The 17,004-nt window shown below is 69.5% G+C and carries 13 protein-coding genes; 6 read left to right on the top strand and 7 right to left on the bottom strand.

Annotation, left to right across the window (positions count from 1 at the left end):
- Positions 1-5: 5 nt before the first annotated feature.
- The 3 genes from xdhB to hydA all read right to left on the bottom strand — a co-directional run bounded on the left by xdhB (position 6) and on the right by hydA (position 5,600).
- Positions 6-2,408 (bottom strand): xanthine dehydrogenase molybdopterin binding subunit, encoded by a 2,403-nt coding sequence (gene xdhB, locus AAC691_RS03140; RefSeq protein ID WP_342628916.1) that lies wholly within the window; start codon positions 2,406-2,408, stop codon positions 6-8.
- Positions 2,401-3,885 (bottom strand): xanthine dehydrogenase small subunit, encoded by a 1,485-nt coding sequence (gene xdhA / locus AAC691_RS03145; RefSeq protein ID WP_342630126.1) that lies wholly within the window; start codon positions 3,883-3,885, stop codon positions 2,401-2,403. Before xdhA ends, xdhB begins: the two co-directional genes overlap by 8 nt.
- A gap of 272 nt (positions 3,886-4,157) precedes the next feature.
- On the bottom strand, positions 4,158-5,600 hold the full coding sequence (gene hydA, locus AAC691_RS03150) for a dihydropyrimidinase (protein ID WP_342628917.1): 1,443 nt from the start codon (positions 5,598-5,600) through the stop codon (positions 4,158-4,160).
- 199 nt (positions 5,601-5,799) lie between these two features.
- Between hydA and AAC691_RS03155 the strand changes: the two genes are divergently transcribed.
- The 5 genes from AAC691_RS03155 (at position 5,800) to AAC691_RS03175 (ending at position 11,231) form a co-directional block, all read left to right on the top strand.
- Positions 5,800-6,066, top strand: a complete 267-nt coding sequence (locus tag AAC691_RS03155) for a hypothetical protein (protein WP_342628918.1) — start codon at positions 5,800-5,802, stop codon at positions 6,064-6,066.
- 57 nt (positions 6,067-6,123) lie between these two features.
- On the top strand, positions 6,124-6,795 hold the full coding sequence (locus AAC691_RS03160; RefSeq protein WP_176639946.1) for a TetR family transcriptional regulator C-terminal domain-containing protein: 672 nt from the start codon (positions 6,124-6,126) through the stop codon (positions 6,793-6,795).
- A 274-nt stretch (positions 6,796-7,069) separates the two neighbouring features.
- On the top strand, positions 7,070-8,338 hold the full coding sequence (locus AAC691_RS03165) for a M20 family metallo-hydrolase (RefSeq protein ID WP_342628919.1): 1,269 nt from the start codon (positions 7,070-7,072) through the stop codon (positions 8,336-8,338).
- A gap of 64 nt (positions 8,339-8,402) precedes the next feature.
- The gene (locus AAC691_RS03170; protein WP_176639948.1) at positions 8,403-9,716 is read left to right on the top strand and encodes an aspartate aminotransferase family protein; all 1,314 of its coding nucleotides are present in this window, start codon (positions 8,403-8,405) and stop codon (positions 9,714-9,716) included.
- Between the two features lie 42 nt (positions 9,717-9,758).
- Positions 9,759-11,231, top strand: a complete 1,473-nt coding sequence (locus AAC691_RS03175) for an NCS1 family nucleobase:cation symporter-1 (protein ID WP_342628920.1) — start codon at positions 9,759-9,761, stop codon at positions 11,229-11,231.
- A gap of 10 nt (positions 11,232-11,241) precedes the next feature.
- Here AAC691_RS03175 and AAC691_RS03180 read toward each other — a convergent pair whose 3' ends face one another.
- From AAC691_RS03180 to AAC691_RS03190, 3 genes are all read right to left on the bottom strand, one after another.
- Positions 11,242-12,051, bottom strand: a complete 810-nt coding sequence (locus tag AAC691_RS03180; protein ID WP_342628921.1) for a CDP-diacylglycerol diphosphatase — start codon at positions 12,049-12,051, stop codon at positions 11,242-11,244.
- The gene (locus AAC691_RS03185; protein WP_342628922.1) at positions 12,048-13,538 is read right to left on the bottom strand and encodes a Ppx/GppA family phosphatase; all 1,491 of its coding nucleotides are present in this window, start codon (positions 13,536-13,538) and stop codon (positions 12,048-12,050) included. The genes AAC691_RS03180 and AAC691_RS03185 overlap by 4 nt, the downstream gene beginning before the upstream one ends.
- 66 nt (positions 13,539-13,604) lie before the next feature.
- Positions 13,605-15,749 (bottom strand): RNA degradosome polyphosphate kinase, encoded by a 2,145-nt coding sequence (locus AAC691_RS03190; RefSeq protein ID WP_342628923.1) that lies wholly within the window; start codon positions 15,747-15,749, stop codon positions 13,605-13,607.
- On the opposite strand from AAC691_RS03190, the gene AAC691_RS03195 reads away from it, so the two are divergent.
- On the top strand, positions 15,727-15,927 hold the full coding sequence (locus AAC691_RS03195; RefSeq protein ID WP_342628924.1) for a hypothetical protein: 201 nt from the start codon (positions 15,727-15,729) through the stop codon (positions 15,925-15,927). The two genes, AAC691_RS03190 and AAC691_RS03195, sit on opposite strands and share 23 nt — an antisense overlap.
- Positions 15,928-15,983: 56 nt before the next feature.
- Here the strand turns inward: AAC691_RS03195 and AAC691_RS03200 are convergent, their stop codons facing one another.
- Positions 15,984-16,883, bottom strand: a complete 900-nt coding sequence (locus AAC691_RS03200; RefSeq protein ID WP_408906051.1) for a chromosomal replication initiator DnaA — start codon at positions 16,881-16,883, stop codon at positions 15,984-15,986.
- Positions 16,884-17,004: the final 121 nt, after the last annotated feature.

Here is a 17,004-nt window from a genome sequence, read left to right on the forward strand (position 1 = left end):
AGGGCCTAGCCGCCCGCGCGGGGGCGGAGCCGTTCCGCCGTGCGCAGGATGGTCTCGGGCGTCGCGGGGGCGTCCAGCCGCGGGCAGGTGCGGTACGAATCCAGGCTGGCCAGCGCGTCGGAGATGGCGTGGAGCACCGCGACCCCGTGCACGAAGGGAGGCTCGCCGACAGCCTTGGAGCGGAAGATCGTGTCCTCGCGATTGGGGGCGGCCTCCAGCAGCGCCACGTTGAAGATGCGCGGCCGGTCGGAGCAGGCCGGGATCTTGTAGGTGCTGGGGGCGTGGGTGCGCAGGCGGCCGGCCGAATCCCAGACCAGTTCCTCCATCGTCAGCCAGCCGGCGCCCTGGACGAAGGCGCCTTCGATCTGGCCGATATCGATGGCCGGGTTCAGCGACCGGCCGGCGTCGTGCAGGATGTCGACCCGTTCGATGCGCGTCTCGCCGGTCAGCAGGTCGATCGCGACCTCGGCGCAGGCGGCGCCGTAGGCGAAATAATAGAAGGGACGCCCCCGCCCGGTATCGGGATTCCAGGAGATCTTGGGCGTCTTGTAGAAGCCGCTCGACGACATCGACACGCGGGCGAGATAGGCGGCGCGGGTGAGGTCGGGGAACGGGACGATCGTCTCGCCGACATGCACGCCGTCGGGCAGGAAACGCACCGCGTCGGGTGCCACGTTCCAATGACCGGCGGCGAAGGCGATGAGCCGGTCCTTGATCCTGCGCACCGCGTCCAGCACCGCCATGCCGTTGAGGTCGGCGCCCGAGGATGCCGCGGTGGCCGAGGTGTTGGGCACCTTGCCGGTGGTGGTGGCGGTGATGCGCACCCGGTCGGACGCCAGGCCGAATTCGCGCATGGCGATCTGCACCATCTTGGTGTGCAGCCCCTGCCCCATTTCGGTGCCGCCGTGATTCACCTGCACCGAGCCGTCGGTATAGACATGCACCAATGCGCCGGCCTGGTTGTAATGGGTGGCGGTGAAGGAGATGCCGAACTTGACCGGGGTCAGCGCGATGCCGCGCCGGACGAACGGGCTGTCGCGGTTCGCCGCGCGCAGGGCGGCGCGGCGGTCGCGGTAGGTGCAGTCGCGCGCCAGTTGCTCCATGATCTCGGCGGCGATCGAATCCTCGACCGTCATGTGGTACGGGGTCAGGTCGCGCGTGCCGGTGCCGTAGACATTGCGCAGCCGGACATCCAGCGGGTCGAGCCCGGTGGCGAAGGCCACTTCCTCGATCACCCGTTCGGCGGCCACGATGCCCTGGGGGCCGCCGAAGCCGCGATAGGCGGTGTTGGACTGGGTGTTGGTCTTGAGCGGTTCGGAGCGCAGCCGGACGTCAGGATAGTAATAGGCGTTGTCGGCATGGAACAGCGCGCGGTCGGTGACCGGGCCGGACAGGTCGGCCGACCAGCCGCAGCGCGCCGCCAGCACCATGTCGACCGCCAGGATGCGGCCGTCATCGTCGAAGCCGACGTCATATTCCACGACGAAATCATGCCGTTTGCCGGTCATGACCATGTCGTCGTCACGGTCCAGCCGCATCTTGGCGGCGCGGCCGGTCAGTTCGGCGGCCAGGGCGGCCAGGCAGGCCGGGGTGTTGGCCTGGGATTCCTTGCCGCCGAATCCGCCGCCCATGCGGCGGATTTCGGTCGTGACCAGGTTGCTGGGGCGGTCCAGCACGTGGGCGACCATGTGCTGGGTTTCGGTCGGGTGCTGGGTCGAGGACCAGACGCGCATCTCGCCTTCCTCGCCCGGCTGGGCGAGGGCTGCCTGGCCTTCGAGGTAGAAATGCTCCTGCCCGCCCATGGTGACCTGTCCGGACAGGCGGCGCGGGGCCGCGGCCAGGCCGGCCAGCACGTCGCCGCGGGTCATTTCCAGCGCGCGCCAGACCAATGCCCCGCCGGCCGCGCGGGCCTGGGCGATGTCCAGGATCGCGGGCAGTTCCTCATACTCGATCCGCGCCAGCCGGGCGGCGCGGCGGGCGGCGGCGCGGGTTTCGGCCACCACGGCGAAGATCGGCTGGCCGTAATAGGAGACCAGGTCTTCGGCCAGCAGCGGCTCGTCGTTCTTGCCGACCGGGCTGATCTGGTTATGGCCGGGGATGTCGGCGGCGGTCAGCACGCGCACCACGCCCGGGGCGGCGCGCACCGCATCGAGGTCCATCGACAGGATGCGGGCATGGGCCCGGGTGCTGAGGCCCGGGACGACGTGCAGCAGGCCCTTGGGCTCGGGCATGTCGTCGATATAGGTGGCGCTGCCCGATACGTGCATCGCGGCGCTTTCATGCCGCAGGCTGCGCGAGGCGCCGCCGGCGACGATCGGGCCGTCAGCCGGGAGAGACGCGCCGCGCGCGAGTCCGGAGGCGTCACGGGCCGGAACGGGACCGGATTCGGCGGATATCGGATCAGACATCGGCGGCCTCCATCCGGCCCGCGAGCCGCGTTTCGGGTGGATGGGCGCCCGGCGCGGTTTCGGCGAACAGGCGGGTGAGCAGGTTGGCGGCGACCGTGCGGCGGTACCAGTCGCTGGCCCGCATGTCCGAGATCGGCGCGAAATCGGCATCGAGCGCGGCGCGGGCGGCGGCGAGTGCCGCGGCGTTCCAGGGGCGGCCGCGCAGCGCGTCCTCGGCCCCGCGGGCGCGCCTGGGGATGGCGGCCATGCCGCCGAAGGCGATGCGGGCGTGGGTGACGACCCCGTCCGCGTCCAGGGTCAGGGCGAAGGCGCCCAGCAGGGCCGAGATGTCCTGGTCGAACCGCTTGGAGATCTTGTAGGCGCGGAAGAGCGTGCGGGGACCGGGTGCGGGGATGGTCACGGCCTCGACGAACTCGCCCGGGGCGCGATCCTGCTTGCCGTAGGACAGGAAATAATCCTCGAGCGGCAGGGTGCGGCGCGCGGCGCCGCGCCGCAGGTGCAGGGTGGCGCCGGCGGCGATGAAGACCGGCGGTCCGTCGCCGATCGGCGAGCCGTTGGCGATGTTGCCGCAGACCGTGGCGGCGTTGCGGACCTGAGTGGAGCCGATGCGGCGGATGATTTCTCCCGCGTCCGGCAGCAGGGCGGCGATGCTGTCGCGCGCGTCCTGATAGGTGACGGCGGCGCCGATCCTGAGCCCTTCGGCATCCTGCGTGATCGTGCGCAGGTCGGGCACGCGGCCGATGGCCACGATATGCGGCAGATCGCGCAGGCCCTTGGTGACCCACAGCCCGACATCGGTCGCGCCCGCGACGATGGTGGCCTGCGGGTCGGCCAGCAGGGTTTCGGCCAGAGCGTCGGAATCGGCGGGGATGGTCACGCGCCCCGCCGGGCCGGCGAGCCGGACGCCGCGCCCGTCGGCCTGGGCCTCCAGGGCGGCCAGGCGGTCGGCGATGGCCTCGGCCTGTGCGTCGAAATGATCGGCCCCCGCCTGCATCGCCTGCTTCATCGCGCGCACGATGGGGGCGTAGCCGGTGCAGCGGCACAGATTGCCCGCCAGCGCGTCGTCGATCGAACCGTCGTCGGCCACCGCCCCCGGCGCCTTGCGGTGGGCGACCATCGACATGACGAAGCCGGGGGTGCAGAAGCCGCATTGCGAGCCGTGCTGCTCGACCATCGCCTGCTGCACCGGATGGAGCGTGCCGTCCGGCGCGCGCAGGTCCTCGACGGTGAAGAGCTGCGCGCCGTCCAGCATGCACACGAACTGGATGCACGCATTGAGCGCCCGCCAGACCAGGCGCCCTTCTTCGCGCCGGACGACCATCACGGTGCAGGCGCCGCAATCGCCCTCGTTGCAGCCTTCCTTGGTGCCGGTCAGGCCGCGCTGCTCGCGCAGCCAGTCCAGCACGGTCAGGGTCGGCGGGCAGTCGGGCAGGTCGTAGAGCCTGTCGCCCAGATAGAAGCGGATGGAATTGCGCATCATTCGGTTCCGTCGATCAGAATATGAGCCAGAATATGAGCGCTCTGGCCGCCCAGCCCCCCTCAAGGCAGACAACCGGAACACGGAGCGGGCGATGGACAGGCTGCCTGGGGACGCGCACGCCCGCGGCGGGGCGCGGAACAGGCATCTCCGGACAGGTCCCTGCCTCCCCCGAGGCAGACCCGCTCGGGCAATTTAGCGGGTCCGTCCCGCCTGGCAAAGAACAGTCTTGATTCCGGCCGTTGGTGCGGGTCCCCTCACTTCGGGCCGCCTCACTTCGGGCCGGCGGGAAGGTCGCCGCTTGTCCGGTTCAGCCGGAGCTGGGCCGTGAGGTCGGGTGCGAAGCAGGGCCGCTCGACATAACGTCCGGCGCCCCGCACGGCGCGCAGGTCGCCATCGGTCCAGACCAGGCGGCCGCCGCTGATCGTATGGCGCGCCAGGCCGGTGACCTGCATCCCCTCGAACACGTTGTAATCGACATTCTGGTGATGGGTTGCGGCCGAGATCGTGCGGCTGGCCGCGTCGTCCCACAGCACCAGGTCGGCGTCGGCGCCCGGGACGATCGCGCCCTTGCGCGGGTAGATGTTGAAGATCCGCGCGGTGTTGGCCGAGGTGACGGCCACGAATTCCTGCGGTGTCAGGCGCCCCGTGCGCACGCCGTGATGCCACAGGACGCTCATCCGGTCCTCGATCCCCGGCGTGCCGTTGGGGATGCGGGTGAAATCGTCGCGTCCCTGCAGTTTCTGGGGCGCGCAGAAGCAGCAATGGTCGGTGGCGGTGGTCTGGAGCTGTCCCGAGGCCAGGCCGGCCCAGAGCGCCTTCTGGTGGTGTTTCGGGCGGAAGGGCGGGCTCATGACGTGTCGGGCGGCGCCCAGCCAGTCGGGATCGGCGTAGACGCTGTCGTCGATCACCAGGTGCTGGGCCAGGACCTCGCCATAGACGCGCTGGCCGCGGGCGCGGGCGGCGGCGATCGCGGCGGTCGCGTCCTCGGTCGAGACATGGACGATGTAGACCGGGGCGCCGAGCAGGCCGGCGATGGCGATCACGCGCTGCGCGGCCTCGCCCTCGACCGCGGGCGGGCGGGAGAGCGGATGCGAGTCGGGGCCGGTCAGGCCGCGCCGCAGCAGGTCCTGCTGGAGGAAGGCGACGGCGTCGCCGTTCTCGGCATGCACGTTGCACAGCGCGCCCAGTTCCAGCGCCCGGCCGATCGAGCGCAGCAGCACGCCGTCATCGACCATCAGCGCGCCCTTGTAGGCCATGAAATGCTTGAAGGAATTGACCCCGCATTCCCGCGTCAGCGTGCCCATCTCGGCATGGACCTGGTCGTCCCAATGGGTGACGGCGACGTGGAAGGAATAATCGGCCACCGCCTTCGCGGCCTTGGCGCGCCAGTCCTTCCACGCCGCCAGCAGCGAGCCTCCCGGCTGGGGGATGACGAAATCGATGATCATGGTCGTGCCGCCCGCGACGCCGGCGGCGGTGCCGGTTTCGAAATCGTCGCTGGAGACCGAGCCCATGAAGGGCATTTCCATATGGGTGTGCGGGTCGATCCCGCCCGGCATGACCAGCAGGCCGCCGGCATCCAGCACGTCGCAGCCGGTAGGCGCCGCGATCGCGGGCGCCACCTGGGCGATCCGTCCCGCATCGTCGCACAGCACGTCGGCCCGCCAGCTTCGCTCGGCCGTCACAACCGTTCCGCCACGCACCAGAAGCATCGTCGGTCTCCTTTTCGGGTGCCGGGCCGCCCGTCATGGGAAGCGCCGGCCCGTTCCGCCATTCCTGCCGCAAAACAGAGCAAATCGCGTGCCGCAGGGGAATAGTGCCGCACGGGAATAGCCGGTTTCGTGATGCTGCAGATGACAATAGCGCGCCCCGTCCCTATCGTTACGGTGATCAGACGAGAGGTATGGCCGGATGCCGGACAGTCCGTCGAAAGCCTGGTTCGCGGCCAAGCGCTACGGCTACGGGGCCGGGCGGCCCATCGCGTGGCAAGGCTGGGCGGTGCTTGCCGTCTTCGTCGCGATCCTGGTATCCGCCCGGGCGATCCTCGGATTCCTCGGAATCGGCCGTGCCGGCATGGTCACGACCATTATCGATGCCGTCGCCCTGGCGGTGCTTCTGGCGATATGCGCGTTGAAGACCGAGGGTGGCTGGCGGTGGCGCTGGGGTGAGCGGCGCTAGCGGGGACGGCGCATGTTTCCGGCTTGCCAGCCGGGCGCAAAGGCGGGACGGTACCTCATGCGCAGTTCCGCTTCTTCTCCCCCGTTCGTGCCCCGTCCCGTTCGCCGCCAGGAGCAGGCGGCGGGGGCGCCGCGGCGGGCCAGCACGCAGCAGATCTTTCGCGCGGCCGAGCGCCTGTTCGGGCGTGACGGGTTCAAGGGCGCCAGCATGGCGGCGATCGCCGCCGAGGCCGGGCTGCCGAAGGCGAACATCCATTATTATTTCGGCACCAAGGAAGAGCTGTATCGCGCGGTGCTGGAGAACATCCTGACCGACTGGCTGGCGGACGCCACGGTGTGGATTCGTCCCGACCAGACGCCGCGCGCGGCATTGGAGGGCTATATCCGCGCCAAGCTGGCGTTCTCGCGCGAGCGGCCGGATGCGTCGCGGATCTTCGCCCACGAAGTCCTGCAGGGGGCGACGCATATCAGCGTCTTCCTGCAGACGTCGCTGCGGCGGCATGTCGAGGAGCTGGACGAGACGTTCCGCGCCTGGCAGCGCGCCGGGGCGATGCGGGCGGTGTCGGGGCCGCATCTGATGTTCTGCCTGTGGGCGATGACCCAGACCTATGCCGACATGGGGGCGCAGATCGGGGCGGTGCTGGGCCAGCGCACGCTGCGCGAACAGGATTACGAGGACGCGGCGCGGACGATCCTGACGCTGGTGATGGCCGGATGCGGCGTGGATTGAAATACGGGCAATTGCGCCGTTTTGTGCCTTGTTTCTGGTCGCTTCTGGTCGTCTCTACGATCTTTTGTCTGGAAATTCCACTAACTTGACTCATTGGTCAGAATTTTCGCTACCATATCGAAAGAATCCGGCATAGGCTCGGCACGGATTATGTGCGGTGCGGTGCGCGCGCATGTCGGCCCGGCCGATACGCGTGTATAACCATGTGACTATAACCGTGCGGCGGGGATCCGACCGGTTCGGAAACGATCGGGCGAATGGCTGGAGGTAGCGAATGAGCGAGGCGGGCGGCCTGCGGAGCGGGGACAATGTCACCGTGGATGGCGCATCGTTATGGAACGACATCCTGGAGACCGCGCGTTTCGGCGCGACCCCGAAGGGCGGGATCAGGCGCCTGACCCTGACCGAGGAGGACCGGCAGGTGCGCGACTGGTTCGCCGCCGCCTGCCGGGCGCTGGGATGCAGCGTCAGCCATGATTCGATGGGCAACCAGTTCGCCCGCCGCGAGGGCGCCGACCCGTCCCTGCCGCCGATCACCATGGGCAGCCATCTGGACACGCAGCCGACGGGTGGCAAGTTCGACGGGATCGTCGGCGTGCTGGGCGGCCTGGCGGTGCTGCGGGCGTTGCGGGAATCGGGGCATGAGACGCGCCACCCGATCGAGGTCATCAACTGGACGAACGAGGAAGGGGCGCGATTCGCCCCGGCGATGCTGGCATCGGGGGTGTTTGCCGGCGTGTTCACCGAGGCGGAGGCGCTGGACAAGACCGACCGGGCGGGGGTGCGCTTCGGCGATGCCCTGGCGGGGATCGGCTATCGCGGGCCGGAGCCGTGCGGCCGGCACCCGATCGCGGCCTATTTCGAACTGCATATCGAGCAGGGGCCGATCCTGGAAGCCGAGGGCAAGACGATCGGCGTGGTGACCGGCGTGCAGGCCATACGCTGGTACGAAGTGACGGTGACGGGGCGGGATTCCCATGCGGGCAGTACGCCGATGACCATGCGGGCCGATGCCCTGCTGGCGGCGGCGCGGATGATCGAGGCGGTCAACGCGGTGGGACTGGCGCATGGGCCCGACGCGGTGGCGACGGTCGGGCTGGTCGAGAACCGGCCCAACAGCCGCAACGTGGTGCCGGGCGAGGTGTTCCTGACCATCGACCTGCGCGATCCCGACGATGCGGTGGTCGGGCGCATGGAGGACGCGCTGCGCGAGAGGATCGCGGACATTGCCGCGGCATCGGGCGTGCGGGCGGATTTCGCGCGCGTGTGGGATGCGCCGGCGGTGCATTTCGACCCGGCCTGCATCGAGGCGGTGCGGCAGGCGGCGGAGTCCTTCGGCTATCCGGCCCGCCGGATCGTGTCGGGCGCGGGGCATGACGCGGCGTATCTGGCGCGGGTCGCGCCCACCACGATGATCTTCGTTCCGTGTGCCGGCGGGTTGAGCCACAACGAGGCCGAAAGCGCGGAACGCGGCGACGTGGCGGCCGGGGCGAACGTGCTGCTGCGGGCGGTGCTGGATGCCGACCGGCGGCTGAACGCCTGACGCCCCTGCCCTCTCCGTCCTTTTTTCCCGCCTTACCTGACCAGCAGATCGCAGGAGTTACGCGATGTCGGCGACCAATCACGACGCGTTCTGGATGCCTTTTACCGCCAACCGGCAGTTTCGCCGCACGCCGCGCATGCTGGTCGCGGCCGACGGCATGTATTACACCGCCGATGACGGGCGCCGGGTCCTGGATGGCTGTGCGGGGCTGTGGTGCGTCAATGCCGGCCATAATCGTCCGCGCATCACCGAGGCGGTGCAGAAGACGATCGCGACCCTGGATTTCGCCCCGACCTTCCAGATGGGCCATCCGCTGGGCTTTGCGGCGGCCGACCGCATCGCGGCGCTGGCGCCGGGCGACCTGAACCATGTGTTCTTCTGCAATTCGGGGTCCGAGGCGGCGGATACGGCGCTGAAGATCGCCATCGCCTATCACCGCGTGCGGGGCGACGCGGCGCGCACGCGGCTGATCGGGCGGGAGCGCGGTTATCACGGCGTGGGATTCGGCGGGATTTCCGTGGGCGGAATTTCGGGCAACCGCAAATTATATGGCGGGCTGCTGACCGGGGTCGATCATCTGCCGCACACCCATGACCTGGCGCGCAACGCGTTCTCGAAGGGCTTGCCGGAGCATGGGGCGGAACTGGCGGACACTCTGGAGCGGATCGTCGCCCTGCATGACCCGTCGACCATCGCGGCGGTGATGGTCGAGCCGATGGCCGGATCGACCGGCGTGCTGCCCCCGCCGGTCGGCTATCTGCGGCGGCTGCGCGAGATCTGCGACAAATACGGCATCCTGCTGATCTTCGACGAGGTCATCACCGGTTTCGGTCGGCTGGGCGGGCCGGCCTTCGCGGCCGAGAAGTTCGGCGTGATCCCCGACATCATGACCTGCGCCAAGGGGGTCACCAACGGTACGATCCCGATGGGCGCCGCCATCGTGCGCGAACATGTGCACGCGGCCTTCATGGACGGCCCCGAGAGCGGGATCGAACTGCCGCACGGCTATACCTATTCCGGCCATCCGGTGGCCTGCGCCGCGGCGATCGCGACGCTGGACACCTATGCCGAGGAGAATTTGTTCGCGCGGGCCGACGACCTGGCCCCCTATTTCGAGGAAGCGGCCCATGCGCTGCGCGGGCTGCCGCACGTCGTCGATATCCGCAATGTCGGGCTGGTCGCCGGCATCGAGCTGGAGCCGCGTCCGGGCGCGCCGGGCGCGCGGGCCTATGAGACGTTCGATCGGGCGTTCCGCAAGGGCGTGCTGGTGCGCTACACCGGCGACGTGATCGCTGTGTCGCCGCCGCTGATCATCGAGAAGGCGCAGATCGACCAGTTGTTCGGCACCATCGCCGACATCGTGCGCACGCTGGACTGAGCCGGCCCCCTTTCGCCCGTCGATCCGTCAGGAGACCCCGCCATGACCGAGAGTTCGTCCCCTGCCCCGGACCCCTCGCCGACCGGTTCCTATGCGCCCGACCTGTATAATGCCGACCTGGCGCCGGTGCCGCCCGAGCGGCGGGACTGGAGCTGGGTGAACATGGCCACGGTGTGGATGGGCATGGTCCATAACATCGTGGCCTATGAGGCGGCGTCGGGGCTGATGGCGCTGGGATTTTCGGCGTGGCAATGCCTTGAGATCGTCGCCGTCGCCTATCTGATCCTGTTCCTGGCGATGTGGTTCAACGCCAGGGCGGGGACACGGTACGGCATTCCGTTCTGCGTGCTGATCCGTTCGGCCTTCGGGCCGTTCGGGGCGCAGTTGCCGGTGGTGTTGCGCGGGTTCTGCGCGATCTTCTGGTTTTCGGTCCAGTCCTATGCCGCCGCGCAGGCGGTGGATGCGATATTCTCGACCCTGAATGCGGGCTGGGCGTCGCTGCAGGCGCCGTTCCTGGGCATGCAGCTTCGCATGTGGCTGGCGATGGCCGCGATCTGGGCGCTGCATGGCTGGATCGCCAGCCATGGCGTGCATCGGATCCGAAATTTCGAGCTGGTCGCCGGGCCGCTGGTCATCCTGGTCGGATTGCTGGCCACGATGTGGGGATTGCATGTGGGCCACGGGCTGGGCCCGCTGTTCGCGCAGCCGTCGCATCTGCACGGAGCGGAATTCTGGTCGCGGTTCGCCATGGGGGTGACCGGGATGATCGGGATGTGGGCGACCTTCGCCGTCAATATTCCCGACCTGTCGCGCTTCGTACGCTCGGAACGCGACCAGGTGGTGGGACAGGCGATCGGGCTGCCGGTGACGGCGCTGGTCTTTACGCCCATGGGAATCATCACGACCTCGGCGACCGTTATCCTGTTCGGCCACCCGATCTGGAACCCGGTGGAGCTGCTGGTGGCACTGGGCCATCCGGTGGTGACGGTGCTGGGCGGGGCAACGCTGGTGCTGGCGACGCTGTCGGTCAACGTCGTGGCCAATATCATGCCGGCGGCCTATGACCTGGTGAACCTGATGCCTCGGCGCCTGGACTTCAACCGCGCGTCGCGGCTGGTGCTGGTGCTGGGCGTCTTCTTCATGCCCTGGCTGTGGTTCAACGAGGCGGCGAGCATCTATCGCGCGCTGGACCTGATCGGCGGGCTGCTGGGGCCGGTGACGGGGATCATGCTGGCGGATTTCTATGTCGTGCGCCGCCAGGTGCTGGACGTGCCGGACCTGTACCGCCACCAGGGCCGCTATGCCGGACGGAAGGGCTGGGGCCTGCCGGGTCTGGGGGCATTTGCCGCCGGCGGGCTGGTGGCCTCGGCGGGGCACATCCTGCCGGGCCTGGCGGGGTTGAACGCGGTCGCATGGTTCGTCGGCGTGGCGGTGGGCGCCGGCGCCTATCTGGCGCTGGCCCGCCGGCAGCCAGTGCCGGCGGACGACACGGCCGAGGCGCTGTCACGGGCCTGAAACGGCCCTTTCAGGGATGGGCGGGAAGCGGCCGGCCGGGTTCGAACCGGGCAATCGCGCAGGCATGGTCCTGCAGTTCCTCGCCCGAGGCGCGGTCGCCCGAGAGGGGCTTGACCATGTCGTCCAGCAGGATGAAGCCCGGATGCCCATCCGGCCAGACCGTGCCGACGACGACGAGCGTGTGCTCGCCCATCTCGCGCGCCGGGTCGGCCAGCGCGGCGGCCAGGCGGCGGAACGGCAGGGCGCCGGCCAGGTCGGCGCCGTCGATCCGGGTGGCGCGATAGGTATGGCCGTCCAGCACCAGGTTGGTCCATCCGTGGCCGATATGCGGACGCGCCCAGTGCAGGGCGACGCGGATATCGGGCGCCAGGCAGTCGATATGGATGTGCAACTGGTTCTGCGACCGGCTGTAGGCCGAGTTGACGGATAGCGCCATCGTCTCACGCGGCATGGTATGGCCCAGCCGCGCCAGGGCGCGGTCGAGTTGGTGCCAGGCGGCGCCGAAATAATCCGGCGCGTCCGGCGACAGCAGGGACGCGTCCTCGATCCCCGTCACGCGGGCGGTCGGGATCAGCAGATACTGCGCGCGGCCCGTGCGGTCCTTGAGCACCGCATAGCCGGCGGCGGGATCGACCGCTTCGCAGGGGGCTGGGGTCTGCTGGCCGACCTGGTTGGGCACGCAGCGCCCATGGACGATGCGCCACAGCACGTTGGGGTCGTGCGGATCGGGCCGGGTGGGGCCGCTGGCATGGGCGACCGCGAGCCAGACGCCGGCCAGCACGAGGGCCGGCAGGCCGGCATGGGAGAGGACATGTTTCATGATTCGGCGGGTTCTTCGATCCGGGCCGGGAGGGAGAGGATTTCCGCCAGGCGGTCCAGGCGGCGGCGCACGCTTTCGCCGCGGACGGCGGAACGGCCGCCCGCCAGATGCAGCGCCAGGCCCTGCGCGGTTTTTTCGATCCAGGTGCCGTCCAGCAATTCCGCGGTCCCGCCGCAGACCGTATAGGCCAGGCGCAGCGCCAGCCCCAGCGTGACCGCGCGGATATAATCCTCGGACGGCAGGAGCAGGCGCGAGGGCTGGAGGAAATCCTGGCCCAGCTCGGCCTCATAGCGCACGGCGAGGGTCAGCGCCACGGCGGCGCGGGCCGGGTGGTCGAAGCCCACGCCCTGCATGCGCAGGATGCGCAGATAAGTCTGTTCCGCGCGATATTCGGGATGGTCGTACGACCCGATATCGGACAGCAGGCAGGCGGCGCGGCGCAGCCTGCGGGAAGACGCGCTTTCGTCGGCGAAGAGCGGGGCCGTCCAGTTCATCAGCCGGTCGGGCAGGGTTTCGCTGCGGCCGAGGCGGGCGCACATTTCCCGGGCCACGGCTTCCTGCGGGTCGAGATGGGCGACCGAGGCGGCGACGCGGCGCATGTACCAGCCCTCGCGCAGTCCATCGACGCAGAACACCACGCGGGTGGGCTGCAGCCGGCGGACCAGCCGGCGCAGCACGATGGCGGCGAAGGGCACGTCGTCCAGGCGCTTGCGCGGGGCGCCGGGCAGCCGGTCGAGCGTGCGGCGGGGCGCGGTGGCGGCCCAGTCGGCCATTTCCTTCGCCGCGTCGCCGGACAATGTGTAGAGATGGACGATGTTCAGCGGGTAGTTGGTGCGCGCGATCTGCAGCCGGGCCAGCGCGCGGAAGGCGCCCCCGACCAGATAGAGCGGCCTGCCCTGCAGGGTATCCAGCCAATCGACCTGCGCGATGTCGGCATCCGCGATCGCACGGGCCTTCTGCAGGTCGCCTTCGGCGCGGTCGTTCAGGCGGATGACGCCCAGGCGCAGGGTGCAGGCCTCGTGCTTCTGGCCGCCGGACAGGCGGATCAGCTCCAGCGATCCGCCGCCGATATCGGCCACCAGCCCGTCGGCCTCGGGCAGGCCGGCCAGCACGCCGGTGGCGGAGTAATCGGCCTCTTCCTCGCCCGACAGGACGCGGATCGGCACGCCGGGCATGCGCGCGCGCAGGGCGGCGACGAATTCCGGGCCGTTGGAGGCGTCGCGCACCGCGGCGGTGGCCAGGATCTCGAACGGATCGGCCTCCATCCCCCGGGCGATGGCATAGAAACGGTCCATGACCTGCATGGCCATGCCGACGCCGCCTTCGTTCAGGCGGCCGGTCGCGTTCAGGCCGCGCCCGAGCCGCAGCACGGATTTTTCGTTGAAGATGGTGATCGGGTTGCGGCTGACGCCGTCGAAGACGACCAGCCGGACCGAGTTCGACCCGAGATCGACGACGGCCGAGCGGCGATGGGTGCCGGCGGTCATGCCGCCCCGCGCGTTACGAAAGGGGCGGGCGACGGAGCCGCCTTGGATTGCGTCATGGCGAAATCCTCAATCATCGAGAATCCGGTCCTGGTGGCGGGGCAGCGGCGTGCCGACGCGGATCTGGGCATCCTGCGCCGCCAGGCCGCGTCCGGACAAAGACGGGTTGGTCATGAAATAATCGTGCGCCGAAAACGGCCGGGCCCCGGGTTCCAGCCGCCGCCATGCCCCGTTCTGCTGCAGGATCCAGGCTTGCAGATTGTCCTTGAGGTCGGTGACCATGATCTGGTCGAGGACCTGGGCGTGGACGGTGGGGTCGCGCATCGGCACCATGCTTTCGACCCGCCAGTCCATGTTGCGGACCATCCAGTCGGCCGACGAGATGTAGATCTTGGCGTGGCGCGACGGCAGGCGGTGCCCGTCGCCGAAGGCGAAGATGCGGGCATGTTCGAGAAAGCGCCCGACGATCGACTTGATGCGGATATTCTCGGACAGGCCGGGCACACCGGGACGCAGGCAGCAGATGCCGCGCACCACCCCCATGATGCGCACCCCGGCGCAGGAGGCGCGATAGAGCCGGTCGATCAGGTCGGGATCGACCAGCGAATTCATCTTCAGCCAGATCTGCCCGGGACGGCCGGCGCGCACATGCTCGATCTCGCGCTGGATCAGTTCCTCGATCGTGCGGCGGACGGTGACGGGCGAGAACGCGATGGCTTCCATGCGCGTCGGCACCGCATAGCCGGTCATGTAATTGAACAGGCGGGCGGAATCGCGCGCCAGTTCCGGATCGCAGGTGAAGAAGGACAGGTCGGTATAGATGCGCGCGGTGATCGGGTGATAGTTGCCGGTGCCGAAATGGGCGTAGGAACGCAATGTCCCGCCCTCGCGCCGGACCACCAGGCTGAGCTTGGCGTGGGTCTTGAGGTCCGAGAAGCCGAACACGACCTGCACGCCCGCGGCTTCGAGCGCGCGGGCGAGGCGGATATTCGCTTCCTCGTCGAAACGGGCCCGCAATTCGACCATGGCGGTCACGGACTTGCCGGATTCGGCGGCCTCGATCAGCGCCTTGACGATCGGGCTGTCGCGCGAGGTGCGGTAGAGCGTCTGCTTGATCGCGACCACCGCCGGGTCCAGCGCCGCCTGGCGCAGGAACTGCACCACCACGTCGAAGCTTTCGAACGGGTGGTGGATGATCATGTCCTTCGCCCGGATCGCGGCGAAGCAGTCGCCGCCGAAATCCAGCACGCGCTCGGGGAAGCGGGGCGTATAGGGCGGGAAGAGCAGGTCGGGCCGGTCGTCGACGATCAACTGCCTGGTGTCGACGACGCCGATCAGGCCAGGCTGGATCTCGACCTCGTCGGGCGGCACGTCCAGTTCGGCGGCGACGGCCCGGCCCAGGTCGGCCGGCATGTGCGAATCGATGTCGAGATGGATCACCACGCCGCGGCGCCGGCGCTTGAGCGCGGTTTCGTAGGAGCGGACCAGGTCTTCGGCCTCGTCCTCGAATTCCACGTCGGTGTCGCGGATGACGCGCAGCACGCCCCATTCGCTTGCCACCAGCGCGGGAAACAGCCGGTCGATGCACAGCGCGATCAGGCTTTCCAGCATGATGAAGCGCGCCGCGCCGGACGGGCTGAGGGCGGCCGGAAGACGGATGAAGCGTTCGATCTGCGCCGGCAGCAGGATCATCGCGCTCATGACGAAGCGGCCGGTGTCCTTGGCTTGCAGGCGCAGCGACAGGGCCAGGCCCATATGCGGGATGAAGGGCAGCGGATGGGCCGGGTCGATGGCCAGCGGGGTCAGGACGGGAAAGACCCGGTCCATGAAGAAATGATCCAGCCAGTCGCGCTCGGCGTCCGTGACGGTGTCGAGGCTGCACAGCACGATCCCGGCCTCGGCCAGTTGGACGCGCAGTTCCTTCCAGATGCGCTGCTGCTCGCGCAGCAGGCGGGCGGTCCGGTCGCGGACGGCCGCGAGCTGCTGGGCCGGGGTCAGCCCGTCGGGCGAGGTGGTCAGCAGCCCCTCGCGCACCTGGCCGACCAGGCCGGCGACGCGCACCGAATAGAATTCGTCGAGATTGCCGGCGCTGATCGACAGGAAGCGCAGCCGCTCGAGCAGCGGGTTGCGGGGATTGTCGGCCTCTTCGACGACGCGCTGGTTGAAGTCGAGCCAGGAGAGTTCACGATTGATGAAGCGCGCGGGCGAATCCATGTCCGCGATCGGCGGGCCGGCGACGGCGCCCGCGGTCGCCGCGGCCGGGCGCCGCCGTGTGGTCGTGGTCGTTTTTTTGCGAACCGTGCGCGCGGTGGCCCGGCGCGGGGGCTGTCTGCCCGTCGGTTTTGTCAATCCGATCTCCTGCCACAAAAAAACCGTCGTCGCGCCAAACTAGGCAAAAACGGGACGCGCTGCCAGCGCATCATCGGTGAAGTTTTTCGAAATGAGCGGTCAGCCCGCGCCGTCGTCGGGCATGCCGCCTTCCCGGACAGGATCGTCCTGAACCAGGCTTTCCGGGATCGGGCCGTCCGGGACCGGGCCCTCTGGGATCAGGTCTTCTGGCATCACGTCTTCTGGGGCCAGCATGTCGTGCAGCGCGCCGACGGCCAGGGCGCGGGTCACGCGCCGGCCGGCCATGAGTCCGGCCTGGTCCAGGCGGGCCGCGGCGTCCCGGATGGCCGAGGCGGTGCGCGGCAGCCGGCGCAGCAGCCATTCGGTGACGGGCTGGCTGACCACGATCTGGCGGGCGGCCAGGTGGCGCAGCAGCAGGATGCGCAGCAGCGAGTCCTCGGGCTGGCGTAGTTCGGCGGCCATCGTGGCCCGTAGCCGGCTGGCCAGGTCGGGCAGTGGCGACGGCCAGCGGGCGGGCGGCAGCCGCGCGGCCATGGCGACCTTCAGCCGGTGCTCGCGCGCCATGTTCAGCAAGTGCAGAAGCGCGCGCGGCTCGGCGGCGCGGTCGGCGTCGTCCACCGCGACGCCGGCGAGGCGGGCGGGCGATTCGGCGAACAGCCGGCCCAGCGTCGCCGTGGTGACGGTCGCCGTGGTGACGTCCCGGCCGTCCAGCATTACCGCGCCGCTTTCCCGGGCCCAGACATGCAGCAGGTGGGTCTTGCCGGCGCCGGCCGCCCCCCACAGGGCGAGGCGGTATTCCGGCCAGTCCGCGCCGCCCAGCAGCAGGGCGCGGGCCGCTTCGTTCGACCGTGCCGCCACGAAATCGGCCCGGTCGAACCGGGAATGGTGGACGAAGGGCAGCGCCAACTGGCCGGTCGCGCTGGTCGCGCCGGCCGTGGCCGCCGCATCGGGCGCCGCGCCGGGATGTTCGGGATGTTTCTGTGCCGTCCGTTCAACCACCGCTTTGCGCGCCGCCTTCCTCTGCCGTAAAGGAACCGGTGAGCGTTTACCCTACCTTGTCCCGTTCTTCGACCCCCGCGCGGCGCGCCGGGCGAAATTCGCGGCAATCTGACGACGAAGG

Source organism: Nguyenibacter vanlangensis (genome assembly GCF_038719015.1).
Lineage (GTDB): Bacteria > Pseudomonadota > Alphaproteobacteria > Acetobacterales > Acetobacteraceae > Gluconacetobacter > Gluconacetobacter vanlangensis.

Coding starts and splice junctions, on each gene's coding strand:
- AAC691_RS03160 (WP_176639946.1), top strand. CDS start 6,124: ATGCGCAGTTCCGCTTCTTCTCCCCCGTTCGTGCCCCGTCCCGTTCGC.
- AAC691_RS03180 (WP_342628921.1), bottom strand. CDS start 12,051: ATGAAACATGTCCTCTCCCATGCCGGCCTGCCGGCCCTCGTGCTGGCC.
- xdhA (WP_342630126.1), bottom strand. CDS start 3,885: ATGCGCAATTCCATCCGCTTCTATCTGGGCGACAGGCTCTACGACCTG.
- AAC691_RS03175 (WP_342628920.1), top strand. CDS start 9,759: ATGACCGAGAGTTCGTCCCCTGCCCCGGACCCCTCGCCGACCGGTTCC.
- xdhB (WP_342628916.1), bottom strand. CDS start 2,408: ATGTCTGATCCGATATCCGCCGAATCCGGTCCCGTTCCGGCCCGTGAC.
- AAC691_RS03155 (WP_342628918.1), top strand. CDS start 5,800: ATGCCGGACAGTCCGTCGAAAGCCTGGTTCGCGGCCAAGCGCTACGGC.
- AAC691_RS03170 (WP_176639948.1), top strand. CDS start 8,403: ATGTCGGCGACCAATCACGACGCGTTCTGGATGCCTTTTACCGCCAAC.
- AAC691_RS03185 (WP_342628922.1), bottom strand. CDS start 13,538: ATGACCGCCGGCACCCATCGCCGCTCGGCCGTCGTCGATCTCGGGTCG.
- AAC691_RS03190 (WP_342628923.1), bottom strand. CDS start 15,749: ATGGATTCGCCCGCGCGCTTCATCAATCGTGAACTCTCCTGGCTCGAC.
- hydA (WP_342628917.1), bottom strand. CDS start 5,600: ATGCTTCTGGTGCGTGGCGGAACGGTTGTGACGGCCGAGCGAAGCTGG.
- AAC691_RS03165 (WP_342628919.1), top strand. CDS start 7,070: ATGAGCGAGGCGGGCGGCCTGCGGAGCGGGGACAATGTCACCGTGGAT.
- AAC691_RS03195 (WP_342628924.1), top strand. CDS start 15,727: ATGAAGCGCGCGGGCGAATCCATGTCCGCGATCGGCGGGCCGGCGACG.